Source organism: Agrobacterium sp. MA01 (genome assembly GCF_009650195.1).
Classification (GTDB): Bacteria; Pseudomonadota; Alphaproteobacteria; order Rhizobiales; family Rhizobiaceae; genus Allorhizobium.
This window is the reverse complement of sequence record NZ_CP045854.1, coordinates 3,546,585-3,560,935: the sequence shown is the minus strand read 5'-3', so window position 1 is coordinate 3,560,935 and position 14,351 is coordinate 3,546,585. Positions and strand designations below refer to the sequence as shown.

General features: G+C 60.7%; 15 protein-coding genes. 9 read left to right on the top strand and 6 right to left on the bottom strand.

Features of this window, described 5'->3' with window-relative positions:
* Positions 1-74 precede the first annotated feature (74 nt).
* Positions 75-995 (bottom strand): LysR family transcriptional regulator, encoded by a 921-nt coding sequence (locus tag GH983_RS17145; RefSeq protein ID WP_153763046.1) that lies wholly within the window; start codon positions 993-995, stop codon positions 75-77.
* Positions 996-1,092: 97 nt separating this feature from the next.
* Here GH983_RS17145 and GH983_RS17140 point away from each other — a divergent pair, with 97 nt between their 5' ends.
* Together GH983_RS17140 and GH983_RS17135 are read left to right on the top strand one after the other, a co-directional pair.
* The gene (locus GH983_RS17140; RefSeq protein ID WP_069043063.1) at positions 1,093-2,280 is read left to right on the top strand and encodes an acyl-CoA dehydrogenase; all 1,188 of its coding nucleotides are present in this window, start codon (positions 1,093-1,095) and stop codon (positions 2,278-2,280) included.
* A 244-nt stretch (positions 2,281-2,524) separates the two neighbouring features.
* Positions 2,525-3,532 (top strand): diguanylate cyclase, encoded by a 1,008-nt coding sequence (locus GH983_RS17135; protein ID WP_153763045.1) that lies wholly within the window; start codon positions 2,525-2,527, stop codon positions 3,530-3,532.
* A 9-nt stretch (positions 3,533-3,541) separates the two neighbouring features.
* On the opposite strand, the gene glgX is transcribed toward GH983_RS17135, so the two are convergent.
* Positions 3,542-5,620 carry a glycogen debranching protein GlgX gene (glgX, locus tag GH983_RS17130; RefSeq protein WP_069043065.1) on the bottom strand — a complete coding sequence of 693 codons (2,079 nt, stop codon included), beginning with the start codon at positions 5,618-5,620 and terminating at the stop codon, positions 3,542-3,544.
* Positions 5,621-5,758: 138 nt separating this feature from the next.
* Here glgX and GH983_RS17125 point away from each other — a divergent pair, with 138 nt between their 5' ends.
* Both GH983_RS17125 and GH983_RS17120 read left to right on the top strand, forming a co-directional pair.
* On the top strand, positions 5,759-5,950 hold the full coding sequence (locus GH983_RS17125) for a DUF3008 family protein (RefSeq protein ID WP_054148597.1): 192 nt from the start codon (positions 5,759-5,761) through the stop codon (positions 5,948-5,950).
* The gene (locus tag GH983_RS17120; RefSeq protein WP_069043066.1) at positions 5,947-6,735 is read left to right on the top strand and encodes an SDR family NAD(P)-dependent oxidoreductase; all 789 of its coding nucleotides are present in this window, start codon (positions 5,947-5,949) and stop codon (positions 6,733-6,735) included. The genes GH983_RS17125 and GH983_RS17120 overlap by 4 nt, the downstream gene beginning before the upstream one ends.
* 22 nt (positions 6,736-6,757) lie before the next feature.
* On the opposite strand, the gene GH983_RS17115 is transcribed toward GH983_RS17120, so the two are convergent.
* Together GH983_RS17115 and GH983_RS17110 are read right to left on the bottom strand one after the other, a co-directional pair.
* Complete coding sequence (locus GH983_RS17115) at positions 6,758-7,246, bottom strand: MgtC/SapB family protein (RefSeq protein ID WP_054148599.1); 489 nt, start codon at positions 7,244-7,246, stop codon at positions 6,758-6,760.
* A 36-nt stretch (positions 7,247-7,282) separates the two neighbouring features.
* The gene (locus GH983_RS17110) at positions 7,283-7,657 is read right to left on the bottom strand and encodes a hypothetical protein (RefSeq protein WP_153763044.1); all 375 of its coding nucleotides are present in this window, start codon (positions 7,655-7,657) and stop codon (positions 7,283-7,285) included.
* A gap of 198 nt (positions 7,658-7,855) precedes the next feature.
* Here GH983_RS17110 and GH983_RS17105 point away from each other — a divergent pair, with 198 nt between their 5' ends.
* On the top strand, positions 7,856-8,248 hold the full coding sequence (locus GH983_RS17105; protein ID WP_153763043.1) for a response regulator: 393 nt from the start codon (positions 7,856-7,858) through the stop codon (positions 8,246-8,248).
* Positions 8,249-8,255: 7 nt separating this feature from the next.
* Here the strand turns inward: GH983_RS17105 and GH983_RS17100 are convergent, their stop codons facing one another.
* Positions 8,256-8,876, bottom strand: coding sequence for a riboflavin synthase subunit alpha (locus tag GH983_RS17100; protein WP_153763042.1), 621 nt, complete (start codon positions 8,874-8,876; stop codon positions 8,256-8,258).
* Positions 8,877-9,106: 230 nt separating this feature from the next.
* On the opposite strand from GH983_RS17100, the gene GH983_RS17095 reads away from it, so the two are divergent.
* The 4 genes from GH983_RS17095 to GH983_RS17080 all read left to right on the top strand — a co-directional run bounded on the left by GH983_RS17095 (position 9,107) and on the right by GH983_RS17080 (position 12,782).
* The gene (locus GH983_RS17095; RefSeq protein WP_246727422.1) at positions 9,107-10,039 is read left to right on the top strand and encodes a 1-phosphofructokinase family hexose kinase; all 933 of its coding nucleotides are present in this window, start codon (positions 9,107-9,109) and stop codon (positions 10,037-10,039) included.
* Positions 10,040-10,187: 148 nt separating this feature from the next.
* Positions 10,188-11,378: a tonB-system energizer ExbB gene (exbB, locus tag GH983_RS17090; protein ID WP_153763040.1), complete on the top strand. Its 1,191-nt coding sequence runs from the start codon at positions 10,188-10,190 to the stop codon at positions 11,376-11,378.
* Between the two features lie 4 nt (positions 11,379-11,382).
* Positions 11,383-11,862: a TonB system transport protein ExbD gene (exbD, locus tag GH983_RS17085; RefSeq protein ID WP_153763039.1), complete on the top strand. Its 480-nt coding sequence runs from the start codon at positions 11,383-11,385 to the stop codon at positions 11,860-11,862.
* Complete coding sequence (locus GH983_RS17080; RefSeq protein WP_069043071.1) at positions 11,859-12,782, top strand: energy transducer TonB; 924 nt, start codon at positions 11,859-11,861, stop codon at positions 12,780-12,782. The genes exbD and GH983_RS17080 overlap by 4 nt, the downstream gene beginning before the upstream one ends.
* On the opposite strand, the gene GH983_RS17075 is transcribed toward GH983_RS17080, so the two are convergent.
* Positions 12,769-14,310: a bifunctional aminoglycoside phosphotransferase/ATP-binding protein gene (locus tag GH983_RS17075; protein WP_153763038.1), complete on the bottom strand. Its 1,542-nt coding sequence runs from the start codon at positions 14,308-14,310 to the stop codon at positions 12,769-12,771. The two genes, GH983_RS17080 and GH983_RS17075, sit on opposite strands and share 14 nt — an antisense overlap.
* Positions 14,311-14,351: the final 41 nt, after the last annotated feature.

Below are 14,351 nucleotides of genomic sequence, written 5' to 3'. Positions count from 1 at the left end.
GGTTAGTCTTTGCTCATGACGGAGGCTTGTCAATCGGCACAGGACACACCCTACGAGTCATTTCTTGGTGGTCTTCAAGCACTCGCGGGGCGTCGCTCGCTGAAGCTTCTTGCCTGTTCGATGATCCAGGTGGCAAAGGTGCTGGCCGGCCCATAGGCCATCTTCGACAGCGGGCGGACGAGGTAGTAGGCGCTTGCGCTTTTCACCTTATGATCCCAGGCGCGGACCAGCTGGCCACTCGCCAGCTCCGGCTCGATCAGGAATGTCGGGACGAGCGCGATCCCCAGGCCCGCGTGACAGGCCTGGACGACGTTGGAGAATTGCTCGAAGCGCATGCCGCCTCCGCGGCCCTCGCTGATGCCGAGGCTGGAAAACCATTGTTCCCAGGCCCGTGGGCGGGACGCCATGTCGAACAGCGGCTTGGACAGAAGGTCTTCCGGCCGGTTCACCGGGTTGGCATCGAGAAAGGCCGGACTGCAGACCGGCACCACCAATTCATGCATCAGAAACTGGCAATCGGTGCCTGGCCAGTTCGGTTCACCGATATGGATCGCGGCATCGAGACCGGAGCCCTCGAAATCGAACTGGCCGATGCGGGTGGCGAAGTCCATGATGATGGCCGGATTCTTCGCGAGGAAGTCCGGCATGCGCGGCATAAGCCAACGGGTGCCGAAGGTCGGCAGGATGGCGAGGCGCAGATGGGTGTCATCGCGGGTTGCCATGGCCTCCAGCGACAGCGTGCGGATCGTGGCAAGCGCGTCGCCGATGCCCTTGGCATAGGTGCGGCCGATGGTGGTCAACGCGACGCCGCGATTGGTCCGCTCGAAAAGCTTGACGCCGAGTTGGTCTTCGAGAAGGCCGATCTGACGGCTGATCGCGCCTTGTGTCAGCGCCAGCTCGTTGGCGGCGGCCGAGAAGCTACCGAGCTTGGCGACGGAATCGAAGGCGGCGAGAGCACTCGTCGATGGCAGGAAGCGGCGTTGATGTGTGAGCATGCGATATGAATAGACCTAATAGCAACATGAGTAAACATGGGTTGAATTGCACTCCGACATGAGCAATCTGGGATAACGAAACAAATGGATGAGACCGATGAGCGAGATGCGACCCTTTTCCTGGAGTGACCCCTTCCTGATGTCCGAGATCCTGAGCGAGGATGAGCGGATGATCCAGGATGCGGCAGCGGCCTTTGCAGAAGCCGAGCTCGCGCCGCGGGTCGCCGACGCCTATCTCGGCGAAACGGTCGAGCCGGAACTCTTCCGGCTGATGGGCAAGGCTGGCCTGCTTGGTGTCACCCTGCCTGAAAAATACGGCGCTGCTGACGCGAACTATGTTTCCTATGGCCTCGTCGCACGTGAGATCGAGCGCATCGACTCGGGCTATCGCTCGATGATGAGCGTCCAGTCCTCGCTCGTCATCTATCCGATCTATGCCTATGGCTCGGAGGAGCAGAAGGACAAGTATCTGCCGGGTCTCGTCTCCGGCGAACTGATTGGCTGCTTCGGCCTGACCGAGCCGGATGCCGGCTCCGATCCGGGTGGCATGAAGACGCGCGCCGAAAAGATCGAGGGCGGTTATCGTCTGCGTGGCTCCAAGATGTGGATCTCCAATGCGCCGATCGCCGACGTCTTCGTCGTCTGGGCGAAGTCGGAAGCGCATGGTGGCGAGATCCGCGGTTTCATTCTTGAGAAGGGCATGAAGGGCCTCTCCGCACCAAAGATCGGCGGCAAGCTTTCGCTGCGCGCTTCGGTCACTGGCGAGATCGTCATGGATGGCGTCGAAGTCGGCGAAGATGCGCTGATGCCCAACGTGTCGGGTCTCAAGGGTCCCTTCGGCTGCCTCAACCGTGCTCGCTACGGCATTTCCTGGGGCGTTCTCGGTGCGGCGGAGGATTGCTGGCATCGCGCTCGGCAGTATGGCCTTGATCGCAAGCAGTTCGGCAAGCCGCTTGCCGGCACGCAGCTCTTCCAGAAGAAGCTGGCCGACATGCAGACCGAAATCTCGCTTGGTCTGCTTGCGTCACTCCGCGTCGGCCGTCTGATGGACGAACACCAGTTCGCGCCGGAGATGATCTCGATCATCAAGCGCAACAATTGCGGCAAGGCGCTCGACATCGCCCGCATGGCCCGCGACATGCATGGCGGCAACGGTATCCAGATCGAGTACCATGTGATGCGCCATGCGCAGAACCTGGAAACCGTGAACACCTATGAAGGCACGCATGACGTGCATGCCCTGATCCTTGGCCGCGCCCAGACCGGCATCCAGGCCTTCTTCTGATCGCTCTTTCGAACTCAAGCAGTCCGGCGTCCCTGACTATTTATGGGTTTGGGCGCCGGACTGTCGCATTCTTGCGTCGCTCCCAGAACTCAAAGATTTCAGCTTAAACATTCATATACTTGTCGGCGGCTAGAAACACATTCAGAAGCCGCGATGTTTGCTTTATGCTGATATTTGGCGATTCCTGATCTATCAGGCAGGATGGCCTTTGCTGTATGCTACGGCCGGTTGTGGAGGACGCGTCATGTATGCTCTAACAGTGCTCGACCACTCTGCGCTTGCAGTGTTCCGGAGTGAACACCCCTGGCTGGAATTCCCTGATGCGATCTTAGAGGTCTGCATATACTTCGACGACAATGGCGGACCGACCCGGCTGACGGCTCTCAAGGTAGGGCCCAATGGCCAGACCGCGGAAGCCGATGTCGACACGTTTGGTGTCGATACCGTACTCAGTCTGATCCGCTATGCGCCGCAAGGGGCCGCGAAGCACGAGGAATCTCCAGAAGAGCGTCATATCTGGGCACTCCTCGAAGAGCTGCCCGTTGCCGACGGCTCTCGTCCCGTCGAAGTGGTGGAGGCGGAGCGGGCAGCCAAGCTGCAAAACGCCTATGCCATCCTGCAGGATATCGCCCAGGGCAAGCTCCGCAGCCTGTTGGACTCCGCTCGAAGCCCGCGTGAGACACAGCGTCTCACCGATGCGATCAACGCGCTTCCGGAGCGTCTCGAAAAGGTAGACGACAGCCACAAACCGCAGTTTCTGGAGATCGACCTCTGGCGTTTCGTTGCCGTTCTCCGGGACGAGCTTGCAATGCCTGCCGACTATGAAATCACTGCCGGCCGAGACGATGAGCTGATGTTGAGGGACGTCATCGAGCAGGCCGAGTCAACGGCGCTATCCGGGCCGGTCATTCAGGCGCTTTTCGAATTGTCGCCGGTGGCCTTCTCCATTTCGAGTATCGGCCAGAAGAGCTCGCGCTATATCCGGGTCAATCAGGCCTATCTCGATCTCGTCGGCAAAAGCTGGGATGATATCGGTGGAAACGAAATGATGGCTTCTGGCATCGTGTCGGGGAGTGAAGCGCGTGCCGAGCGTCTGATGCTGCTGGACCGTGACGGTGGCTATGCAGGCATGCGAGGTGAAATCCATGACGCAGCCGGCAATATGGTCCCCGTCATGATTTCTGCCCGGCGCATTTCGGTCGCCGGACAGCTTTACGATTTCGAGGTGCTGCAGCGCGCCTCGCGGGATTGACGGCAAGGATCAGGCGCGTCTGAGCAGCGCAAGCGATCGTGCCTGCAGCCTGAACGCCTTGCCTTCTTCCGCGATATCGCCGTGCCGCTCCACATCGAAGGTCGTCAGCTCGAGTTGCCAGTTCCCGCCGCCGGTTTCAGGTAGGACGAAATCAATGTCCTCGGCGACCGGATTGAAGAGCAGGAGCGCCTCCGGCCAAACACCCTCTTCCGCCTCCAGATCAGGTCGCCGGAGCCTCAGCGCCAGCGGGTTTCCATCGAACCAGTGTTCGGGCTCCTGATGGCCGCCTTCGACATGGTACCAGTCGATAAGCATCCCATCGCGCCAGTTCGAGCGACGCAGAAGAGGTTGCGCCTTGCGAAGAGCTATCAGCCGGCGGGTGAATTCCCGCAGATCCTCGCAGGACTGCGGCAGGTCTTCCCAGTGCAGCCAGCTGATCTCGCTGTCCTGGCAATAGCCGTTGTTGTTGCCCATCTGCGAGCGGCCAAATTCGTCGCCCGCGAGCAGCATGGGTGTGCCGTGCGAGAAAAACAGTGTTGCCAGGAGATTGCGCTTCTGACGGTCGCGGATCGCATTGATCTCGGCATCGTCCGTCGGACCTTCGTGACCGTAGTTGTGGCTGCGATTATGGTCGTGGCCGTCGTTGTTGTCCTCGCCATTGGCTTCGTTGTGCTTCTGGTCGTAGGACACGAGGTCGTTCAGGGTGAAGCCGTCATGGGCGGTGATGAAGTTCACGCTCGCCCAGGGGCGACGGCCGCGCAGGTCGTAGATGTCGCCTGAGCCTAGCAGGCGGGCGGCAAAGTCCTGAGAGGTGTTGTCGGCGTTCAACCAGTATTCACGGGTCGAGTCGCGATACTTGTCGTTCCATTCGGCCCAGCCCGGCGGGAAGCCGCCGACGTGGTAACCGCCGGGGCCGATGTCCCAGGGCTCGCCGATCAGCTTGACCTTGGAGAGAACGGGATCCTGGCTGACGGCGTCGAAGAAGCCGCCGCGCTGATCGAAGCCTTCCGGTTCCCGGCCGAGGATCGTACCCAGATCGAAGCGGAAACCGTCGACATGCATCTCCTCAGCCCAGTAGCGCAGGCTGTCCATCACCATCTGCAGGACGCGCGGGTGGGACGTATTCACCGTATTTCCCGTGCCCGTGTCGTTGATGTAGTAGCGGTGATTGTCCGGCATCGTCCGGTAGTAGGAGAAATTGTCGATGCCCTTGAAGGAGAGCGTCGGGCCGAGTTCGTTGCCTTCGGCCGTATGGTTGTAGACGACGTCAAGGATAACCTCGATGCCGGCATCGTGGAACGCGCGGACCATGTCGCGAAAGCCCACCAGACCTTTGGGACCGTAGTAGCGGCTCGCGGGCGAGAAGAAGCCGATCGTGTTGTAACCCCAGAAGTTATGAAGCCCCTTGTCCATCAGGTGGCTATCGTCCGGGAAGGCATGCACGGGCAGAAGTTCGATCGAGGTGATGCCGAGGCTCTTTACATAGTCGACGGCCGCCTTGTGGCCGAGGCCGTCGAATGTGCCTCTGAGATTGTCAGGGATCGCGGGATGCAGCTTGGTGAAGCCTTTGACATGGGTCTCGTAGACGATCGTGTCGGACCAGGGGATGCGGGCGAAGCCGTTTGACATGCGGTTCTCATTCGGATCGATCACCCGGCATTTCGGCGAGCATGACGCGCTGTCGAGCGTGTTGAAGGTGAGGTCCTTCTCTTCCGCATCCAGGTCGTAGCCGAAATGAGCCTTCGACCAGGCGAAATCGCCGACGATTTCGCGCGCATAGGGGTCAAGGAGTAGTTTGTTCGGATTGAAGCGATGACCGTTCTCCGGCTCATAGGGCCCGTGGACACGGTAGCCGTAAAGCTGTCCGGGGCGCACGCCCGGGACATAACCATGCCAGACTTCGTTTGTGTATTCTGGAAGCTCAAGCCGGGCGATTTCGACGCTGCCGCTGTCGTCAAAGAGGCAGAGCTCGACACGTTCCGCATGGGCTGAAAAGAGAGCGAAGTTCGTGCCCTCTCCATCGAAGCACGCGCCGAGACTGTGCCATTCGCCCGGCGTGACATGAAAATGCGTGCTCTTGGCGTCCATCTGATCCTCTGATGTCTGGAGTTGCGCAGCTTAATTCCCGAACGCGAAGCTTTGTTCCAAGCCCCTCTCCGGCTGGAACTTTCAGCCCCTTTGCCGGTTTGCCTCGCATCGAAATCGGATGAAACAGGAGGTGTGCAGATGCCGGCGAAATCGAAGGCGCAGCAGAAGGCGGCTGGTGCTGCACTGGCCGCCAAGCGGGGTGAGGCTAAGGTGTCCGATCTCAAGGGCGCGTCGCGCAGCATGGAACATAGCATGAGCAAGAAGGAGCTCGAAGAGCTCGCCTCAACGAAGCGTCAGGGCAAGCCCGAACATGTCGAGGGCAAGTCATGAGGCGCGGCGAACTCGACGGGAGAACCGCCGTGGTGACCGGAGCGGGCTCCGGGATCGGCAAGGGCGCTTCTCTCAATCTGGCAAAGGGTGGTGCCTTTGTCGGTCTGCTGGGGCGGACACGAGAGGAGTTGGACGAGACGCTCGCGGAGATCCGCGCAGCCGGGGGCGACGGGATGGTCCTGGTCGCCGATGTGAGCGATCATCATGAGATGGAGCAGGCGTTGACGCGACTGACCGACGAACGAAAGCGGCTGGACATTGTCATTGCGAATGCCGGGATCAACGGCACCTGGGCGCCGATCGATGACCTCAAGCCCGAGGAATTCGACAAGACGATCGCGATCAACCTGCGCGGCACCTATCTCACGCTGCATCATGCTGTGCCGCATATGAAGAAAAATGGCGGCTCGATCGTGGTGATCTCCTCGATCAACGGAACCCGGACGTTCACCTCACCGGGTGCAACAGCCTATTCGGCGACCAAGGCCGCCCAACTTGCCATGGTGCAGCAATTGGCGCTCGAGCTCGGCCGCCATGGCATCCGGATCAATGCAGTTTGCCCGGGCGCGATCGAGACCGAAATCGACGACAACACGCATATTCGCAAGAAGGATCAGACCGAGGTACCGGTGACCTTCCCTGACGGCGACATTCCTTTGACGGGTGGGGAACCCGGCACGATAGAGGAGGTGGCCGATGTGATCGGTTTTCTCACGTCTGATGCATCGCGCCATGTGACCGGAACGCCGATCTGGGTCGATGGTGGCCAGAGCCTGTTGAGGTAGGATCGTCTTGCCGAGCGCGGCTTCAGTCGCGCTCGGGAGGTAGGGGCAGCCGGTGTTCAAGCAGCCGCAACAGCCACAGCACGCTCAGCGCAAAGCCGCTTGCAATGAGGCCGATCTGCCAAAAGCCGAGCCCGCAGGCAAGGCCGATAGACCCGGCAAACCAGAGGCCGGCGCCCGTCGTCAGGCCTTTCACCTCTCCCTTGTTGAAGACGATCATTCCTGCCGCGAGGAATGCAACACCTGCCGTTACGGCTTCAATCAGGCGGATGGGGTCCAGACGGATCTCGTCTCGGTCGAAGGCGCCGTGATGAGCGATTTCGATGGTCAGGATTGCAACAATCGCCGCCGACAGGCAGACGAGGATGTGGGTGCGCAAGCCGGCAGCGTGGCTGCGCCATTCGCGCTCCACGCCGATACAGGCGCCGCAGACCATCGCGATCAGTAGCCTGATGACGATGGCCGACAGTTCCAGAGTGGTCGCGGTGCCGAAGCTGTTCAGTTCAGAAGGCATGTCCCAAATCCCTGACGGTACCGTTCCCTTACGAGATCAATGCTTCCGGTCAATGGCGATAGTGGAGGTGTAGGACGCCGAGACCGGGTCACTGGCGGGGAAGGTGTCTTCCAGTCCTTCCTGCAGGGCGGAGTTGCTGTTCGGATTGTCGGCTGTCTCCTGCTGCTCCTGACGCAGGCTCTCGACAGCTTCACTCTTTTCATCGTTTCCGCTTTCGGCGGTTGCACCGAAGCGGCTCGCCTGCACGAGCAGGACCTGCGCCTTTTGCAGGGCGTTGTCCCGGTTCAGGCTGCCGTTTTCAGACTGTGCCATGTGAACCGATACCTTCTCGCCGCCGTCTCCGAGGAATTCGACGACGAAGCCACCTTTTGTGTCGTGGCCTTCAATGACTTCTGTTTCGATGATCTGCATGGATGAACTCCCGTGGTTTCCGGCATGGGAAACGCGTGGCTTCGCAGGGATGTTCCATCGGACGGCATGTTCTATTTATGCGAGCAACATGTCTCCTGCTTGAGCTGTTAAGTCTATGTTTACCATATTGTTTAGCAATTTATGAAAATCTGAACAAACAGCGGTTGTGGGCGTTGTGGTGGCAAAAGGAGAACGAAGATGAGACCAGGACAGCCCCTTGCCATCGATACGATCCTCATTGTCGAAGACGATGTCTTCATTTCCATGGATGCCGCCGACGCGGTCGCCCGCGCTGGGGTCAATGTCATCACGACCGAAACGGTCCGAGACGCGCTCGAAATTCTCGAAAACGAGCATATTTCAGGGGCGATCCTTGACTTCAAGGTTCGTGATGGGGACGTGACGCCGATCGTTCAGCGGTTGCGCCGCAGCGGGATACCGTTTCGCATCGTCTCGGGATCAGCCATCCGGGAGATCGAGGAGAACGGCATACCGCCGGAGCTTTGCGCACCGAAGCCTGCAGACTACGGGAAGGTCCTGGTTTCCATTCTGAACGACGTGCTGCCGCAGCGACCGGGTGGTCAGCACTAATATCGCGTCAGGCGCGCTTGGACATCAGACGTTCAAGTGTGCGCTCAACCACGTCAACCATCACCATGGTCTGATGATCGACCTCAATGTTCAACGCATCACCAGCTTTGTAACGTGGAAACGTGGTTTGGCGCAGCGTCTCCGGGATGAGGTTGATCGTAAACGTGTCGTCCTCGGCCTCCGCCACCGTGAGGCTTGCACCATTCACGGCAAGATAGCCCCGCTTGAAGACATACTTCGCCCACTCCTCGGGCACGCGGAAGCGGATGAACGCACCCGGCATTTCCATCTTTGCCGCGACCAGTTCTGCCGTCGTCGCGATGTGTCCGGCAATGTTGTGACCGCCATTTTCGTCGGTCGGCTTTGCCGAGCGCTCGATATTCACCCGGTCTCCGGCTTGCAGCATGCCCAGATTGGTGCGCTCCAGCGTCGCATCCATGGCGTCGAAGGTGACGATTGTGCCGTCCATCGAGGTCACGGAAAGGCATACGCCTTCGACCGAAACACTTGCACCCAGTTGCAGATCCACCATCAGCCGCTCGGGGAGTTCGACGTAGAACGTCGTGTAGCCGTCATGGCGGATGACGGACTTGATCGGGGCGACTGTCTGGACGATGCCGGTATACATGGTGCTTTCCTCGGTAAATGCGTTGGGAAGGTAATGTCTCAGGCGCCAAAGACAATGCCCTGCGGCGATACCGCAGTGTTCACCATCCATGCAAACGGGAACGAGGCGGTCCAAAGTCGGTTGAGCAAGTGCGGCTTTCGACCGGGTTGCGGACGGGACCTTGCCCGTCCTAGATCTGTCGTATCTTTGTTGCAGTCTGGCATTCTGACTTTTCCATGGTGGCCCCTTCTATGACCAAAATCCTTTGCCTCGCACTCAATCCGGCGATCGACATCTCCAGCGATGCGGAGGTGGTGCGTCACACCCACAAGACCCGGACCTATAATCAGCAGCAATTTCCAGGTGGTGGCGGGATCAATGTCGCCCGCGTCATCGTCACCCTCGGCGGGACATGCGAGTTGATGTTCCTGTCGGGTGGGGCCACGGGCGAATTGCTCGAGGCCATGTTGAAACCCCTGCCGATCATGGAGCGAACATTCCGGATTCACGATCCCGTCCGTGTGGCTTTTGCGGTGCACGAGACCTCGACCAATCTCGAATATCGTTTCGTGCCGGAAGGGCCTCTAGTGACGGAGGAGGAGCTTAAGCCCGTATTCGACGCCGTCGAAGCCAGTGATGCCGAATATGTCGTTGCAAGTGGCAGCCTGCCAAGGGGCCTACCGGATGACACCTATGTCCGTCTCGCGGATCTCGTCGCGGCGCGGGGCGGCAAGTTTGTCCTCGATACATCGGGAAATCCGCTTGCGCAGGCGTTGTCGCGATCGCGCATGTTCCTCGTGAAGCCGAGCCACGGTGAGTTCGAAGCCTTCCTGGGGCGCAAGCTGGCGCATGCCGAGGTGGGACCTGCGGCACAAGCGCATGTTCGAACGGGCGCTGCCGAACATATTGCCGTCACCCTGGGGGGCGACGGTGCGATCCTCGCCTCTGCCGATGAGATCATTCGACTGCCGGCAATCGATGTGCCGGTCAATTCTGCGACCGGGGCCGGCGACAGCTTTGTCGCAGGCATGGTTTGGTCACTTGCCCAAGGCTACACAGTCGGCGACGCCTTTCGTTTTGGTCAGGCGGCTGGTGCTGCAACGGTCATGACATCGGGCACGGAACTCTGCCGCCAGAAGGACGTCGTCGATCTCTACGAGCGCGAGCGGCAAAGAGCCAGTTGATCGTTATCCGAGCGATTGCGTCCGCGGGAAAACCGCGCTTTGGTTGTTTTATTACTTGTCACAGATTATCAAGTTTTATATGGGGAAGGCAGCGTGACGGGCGGCGATGAGCGCCTGTTTTGTATCACAAGTTCATAAGGAGCTCCCAATGCCGCTCAACCATTCGGGACCTTCGCTGAAGCGATTTGGCATTCTTCTTACTTTTCTTCTATCTGCATCACTGGTGCAGGCGCAGCAGCCGGCTCCGGCGGCCACGGAAACACCCGTCGTCGCGCCTCAGGCTGGCGCGACGACCGCGCCGACTGCAAGTGAAAGCTCTGCAACTTCGCCTCGCGTCGTGACACAGCCCGATGCTTCCGCGCCTCCGGCAGCGACGGCCGCTCCCGTTTCGCCTGCCAACCCCAACAGTGAGGCTTCTCCACCAGCACCAGAGGCCGTGGCTGCTCCCAGCGCGCAGGCCCCAGTCTCCGACGCTGCCAACCTTCCTTCTGCCGTGCAGCCGGCAGATGCCGCTGCCACCGGCGGTGAAGCCGCGCAATCTCCGACGGATCCGCTTGCCTCCGTGGTCGATGCGGTGCCCGCCGACACGGTTACGGACGTGCCGCCGATGAAGGCCATGCCGCATGATCTCTCGCCCGAGGGCATGTTCATGGCTGCCGATTGGGTGGTCAAATCAGTGATGATTTCGCTGGCTGTGGCTTCGGTTCTGACCTGGACCGTGTGGCTAGCGAAATCCTTGCAGCTTTTCGGTGCGCGGGCACGCGCCAAGCGCGGCCTCAAGGCCGTCACGAATGCCCGCCAATTGCGTGATGCCCTTCAAGCCCTCGAAAATCGCGGCGGTGTGGTGGCGACCATGGTTCGTGCCGCCCAGCATGAGGTCAGTCTTTCCGACGCGGCAATTGACCAGGTCGGTGGCGAAGGCGTCAAAGAGCGCGTCGGCTCGGCGCTGGCCCGGATCGAAGCCGGGGCAGGACGCGGCATGGCGAAGGGCACGGGTGTTCTCGCCAGCATCGGCTCGACTGCGCCATTCGTCGGTCTGTTCGGTACGGTCTGGGGTATCATGAATTCGTTCATCGGCATTGCCGAGACGCAGACCACCAATCTTGCCGTCGTCGCGCCGGGTATCGCCGAGGCGCTTCTGGCAACGGCCATCGGTCTCGTCGCGGCCATTCCGGCTGTTATCATCTACAATGTCTTTGCACGCTCCGTGACGGGCTACCGCCAGCTTCTTGCCGATGCCGGGGCTGGCATCGAGCGGCTGGTCAGCCGTGATCTCGACTTCCGAAAGAGTGCCCGCATCGCTCAGGCGACCAAGGCCATGGCGATGGCGGCGGAGTGAACCAATGGCCGGTGGCATCAGAGAAAACAGTTCCGGCGACGATCTGGCCGAGAACCACGAGATCAACGTGACGCCGTTTATCGACGTCATGCTTGTGCTGTTGATCATCTTCATGGTCGCTGCGCCCTTGTCGACGGTCGATGTGAATGTCGATCTGCCCGCTTCCACGGCGAAGCCGGCCGAACGTCCCGATGAGCCCGTTTATGTCACTCTGAAGGAAGACATGAGCCTGGCACTTGGAAACGATACCGTCGCACGCGAGACGCTCGGCACGTCGCTCGACCGGATGACCGAAGGCAACAAGGACGCGCGCATCTTCCTGCGTGCCGACAAGACGGTCGACTATGGTCAGTTCATGGAGGTCATGAACCTCTTGCGGGATGCGGGATACCTTAAGATCGCCCTCGTTGGGCTGGAAGCGGTTGCCGCCGCGCCGGCGCCTGATGCTGCTGCAGCGACAGAGCCCGTAGGACCGGCACCATGATCGAGCCTCGCTCCACGAAACGGATCCTTGGTGAAGGGCTGTTGTGGACAACGGCCGGGGTCCTGATCGCCACGGCCCATGCGGGTGCGGTGGCTGTTCTGTTGCGCGAACCGGACATGGTGATGGCCGATAGCGGGCCGCCGCCAGCGATCATGATCGAGCTTGCGCCGGAACCTGAGGCCGTCATCACAGACGAGACCGAGATCTCGACCGAACAGGTCGATGCAGAAGAGGTCAAGACCGCAACCAGCGAGCCGCTGCCGGAACCCATCCCGGAGCCTGTGGAGCAGCCTCTCCCGGAGCCGCCGCCTCCAGAGCCTGAGCCAGAACCAGAACCCGAGGTCACAGAACTTCAGCCCGAAGTGCCGCCGCTGATCGAGCCCGAGCCGCTGCCGGAGATCGATCCGATCGAACAGATGGTGATGGCGGAACTGGAGAATGTCGAGGTTCCGATCCCGATGCTGCGGCCGCCCGCGCCGAAACCGGAAATCGAGAAGAAGAAAGAACCGGCGCCGAAGAAAGTGGTCAAGAAGCAGGCCCAGCCTCCCGCGTCGCAGGCGGCCCGCACGGCCAAGGCCGAGGTCGCCCAATCGACCCGCAATGCGGCTGCGGCAACCGCCAGCGGTGCCGGTCGGAGTGTTTCGCCGGCGAGATGGCAGTCGCGTCTGATGTCCCATCTCGAACGTCGCAAGCGTTACCCGAGTGCTGCCCGCAGCAACCGGGAAGAAGGCACCGTCTATGTCCGGTTCCGGATCGACGATTCCGGCAATGTGTTGTCCGTCTCGCTTTCGCGCTCGTCGGGCTTTCCGACGCTCGACAACGCGGTTCTCGACATGGTGCGCGCTGCTTCGCCGGTGCCGGCCCCCCCTGTCGGGGTCAACAAGACGATCACGGCACCCGTCCGCTTCAATCTTCGCTGAGTTTGCGGACGGCAACCAAATCAAGCGCGTCCTGCGCAACGGATGCGGCGGGTTCCGCCGCATTGATGCGATGCCAGTCGATGGGACCCGTACCGCTCTGCAATTGCTTGTCGAGCACGCCCACCGTGGCGTCCGAGTCGACAACCGGTCGGGCCTCGACGCGGGCTCTGAGAACAGCCGGGTCCGCCTCCAGCCACAGTCCGACGAACGGCACATGGTTCGCCCGCGCGACCTCCTCAATGGCTATTCTTTCGTCAGCATGGGCGAAGACGGCATTGGCGACGACGCAGCCGTCGGACCTCAGAACCATGCCAGCCTTTTCGGCGAGGGTCGCATAGACGCGTGCTGATATTTCCGGCTTGTAGGCGTGCTGTGGCATGGGATGACCTCGCGCATGGCCGAGCATTGCGCGGCGCAGGCGGTCGCTCTCGAGCAGGCGCGCGCCGGGAGCAAGCCCCAGACGGGGCGCCATGGCTTCGGCGAGGGTGGATTTGCCAGAGCCGCTTAGCCCGCCGATGGCAACCAGCATCGGTTCCTTCCGCTGCAGCAGTTCGAGCGCCAGATCTCGGTAGGCGATCGCTTCCTCTGCGCCATGGCCGGTGCGATCTCCGAGGTTGCGCACCAGTGTCGCGCCGACATGAGCGCGGATCGCGGCCCTCAGCCCCAGGAGGAAGGGCAGGAGCCCAAAGCCTGCGTCATCGCCCGTTCGATCGAGATAGCGATTGACCACGGCGTTGGCATACTCCGGCAGGTTTCGATGCCAGAGATCCATCAACAGAAAGGCAAGATCATAGAGGATGTCGGAGGTCGCAAGGCCTTCGTTGAAGTCTATGCAGTCGAACATGCGCGGACCCTCGGGCCCGAGGAAGATGTTATGCAGATGAAGGTCGCCGTGGCAGTGACGGATCATGCCATCCTGCTCACGCTCGTTCAGCAATGAAGCATGGCGGTCGAGGGCATCCCGGAAGAGCCTGTTCAGACGGTTTGTCTCGTCGGCTGAGAAGAGCGGCACGGCGGAAAAAGCTGCATGGTTGATATCGAGAACAGCGGCGAGGTTGGCTTCACCGCTACCCGTATGCAGCACCTCCGCCATCCCGTGAAAGTCTGCAATGCGCTCGGCCGTTTCTTCCATCAAGGTCTTCGGCAAGCTGCCCGTTTCCGCCATCCTGTCGAACAGCTTGTCCTGCGAGAAGCGGTGCATCTCGACCACGTAGTCGATAGGTGACGCTTCAGCGTCGAAGGCGACATCGCCGTTTGCGTCTCGGCCGATGGACCTCACACCGGAGTAGATCTCCGGCGCGGTTCGGCAGTTCAGCTCTACTTCTCTATGGCAGTATCGTTTTCTGAGATCGAGCGTCGAGAAGTCGGCATAGGGCAGCTTCACCGCGCGCTTCAGCTTGTAGGCCTTGTCGCCGGCCAGGAAGATGAGGGAGATGTGGGTTTCGATCAACTCGACAGGCGAGGTGATGCCATGGCTCCCGGGATCGCGGAGAAAGGCGATGGCGGCGGACTGGTCCTCAACTGGCATGCATCCCTCACGTCTGACGGCTGCTTCAGTCTCACTCATCC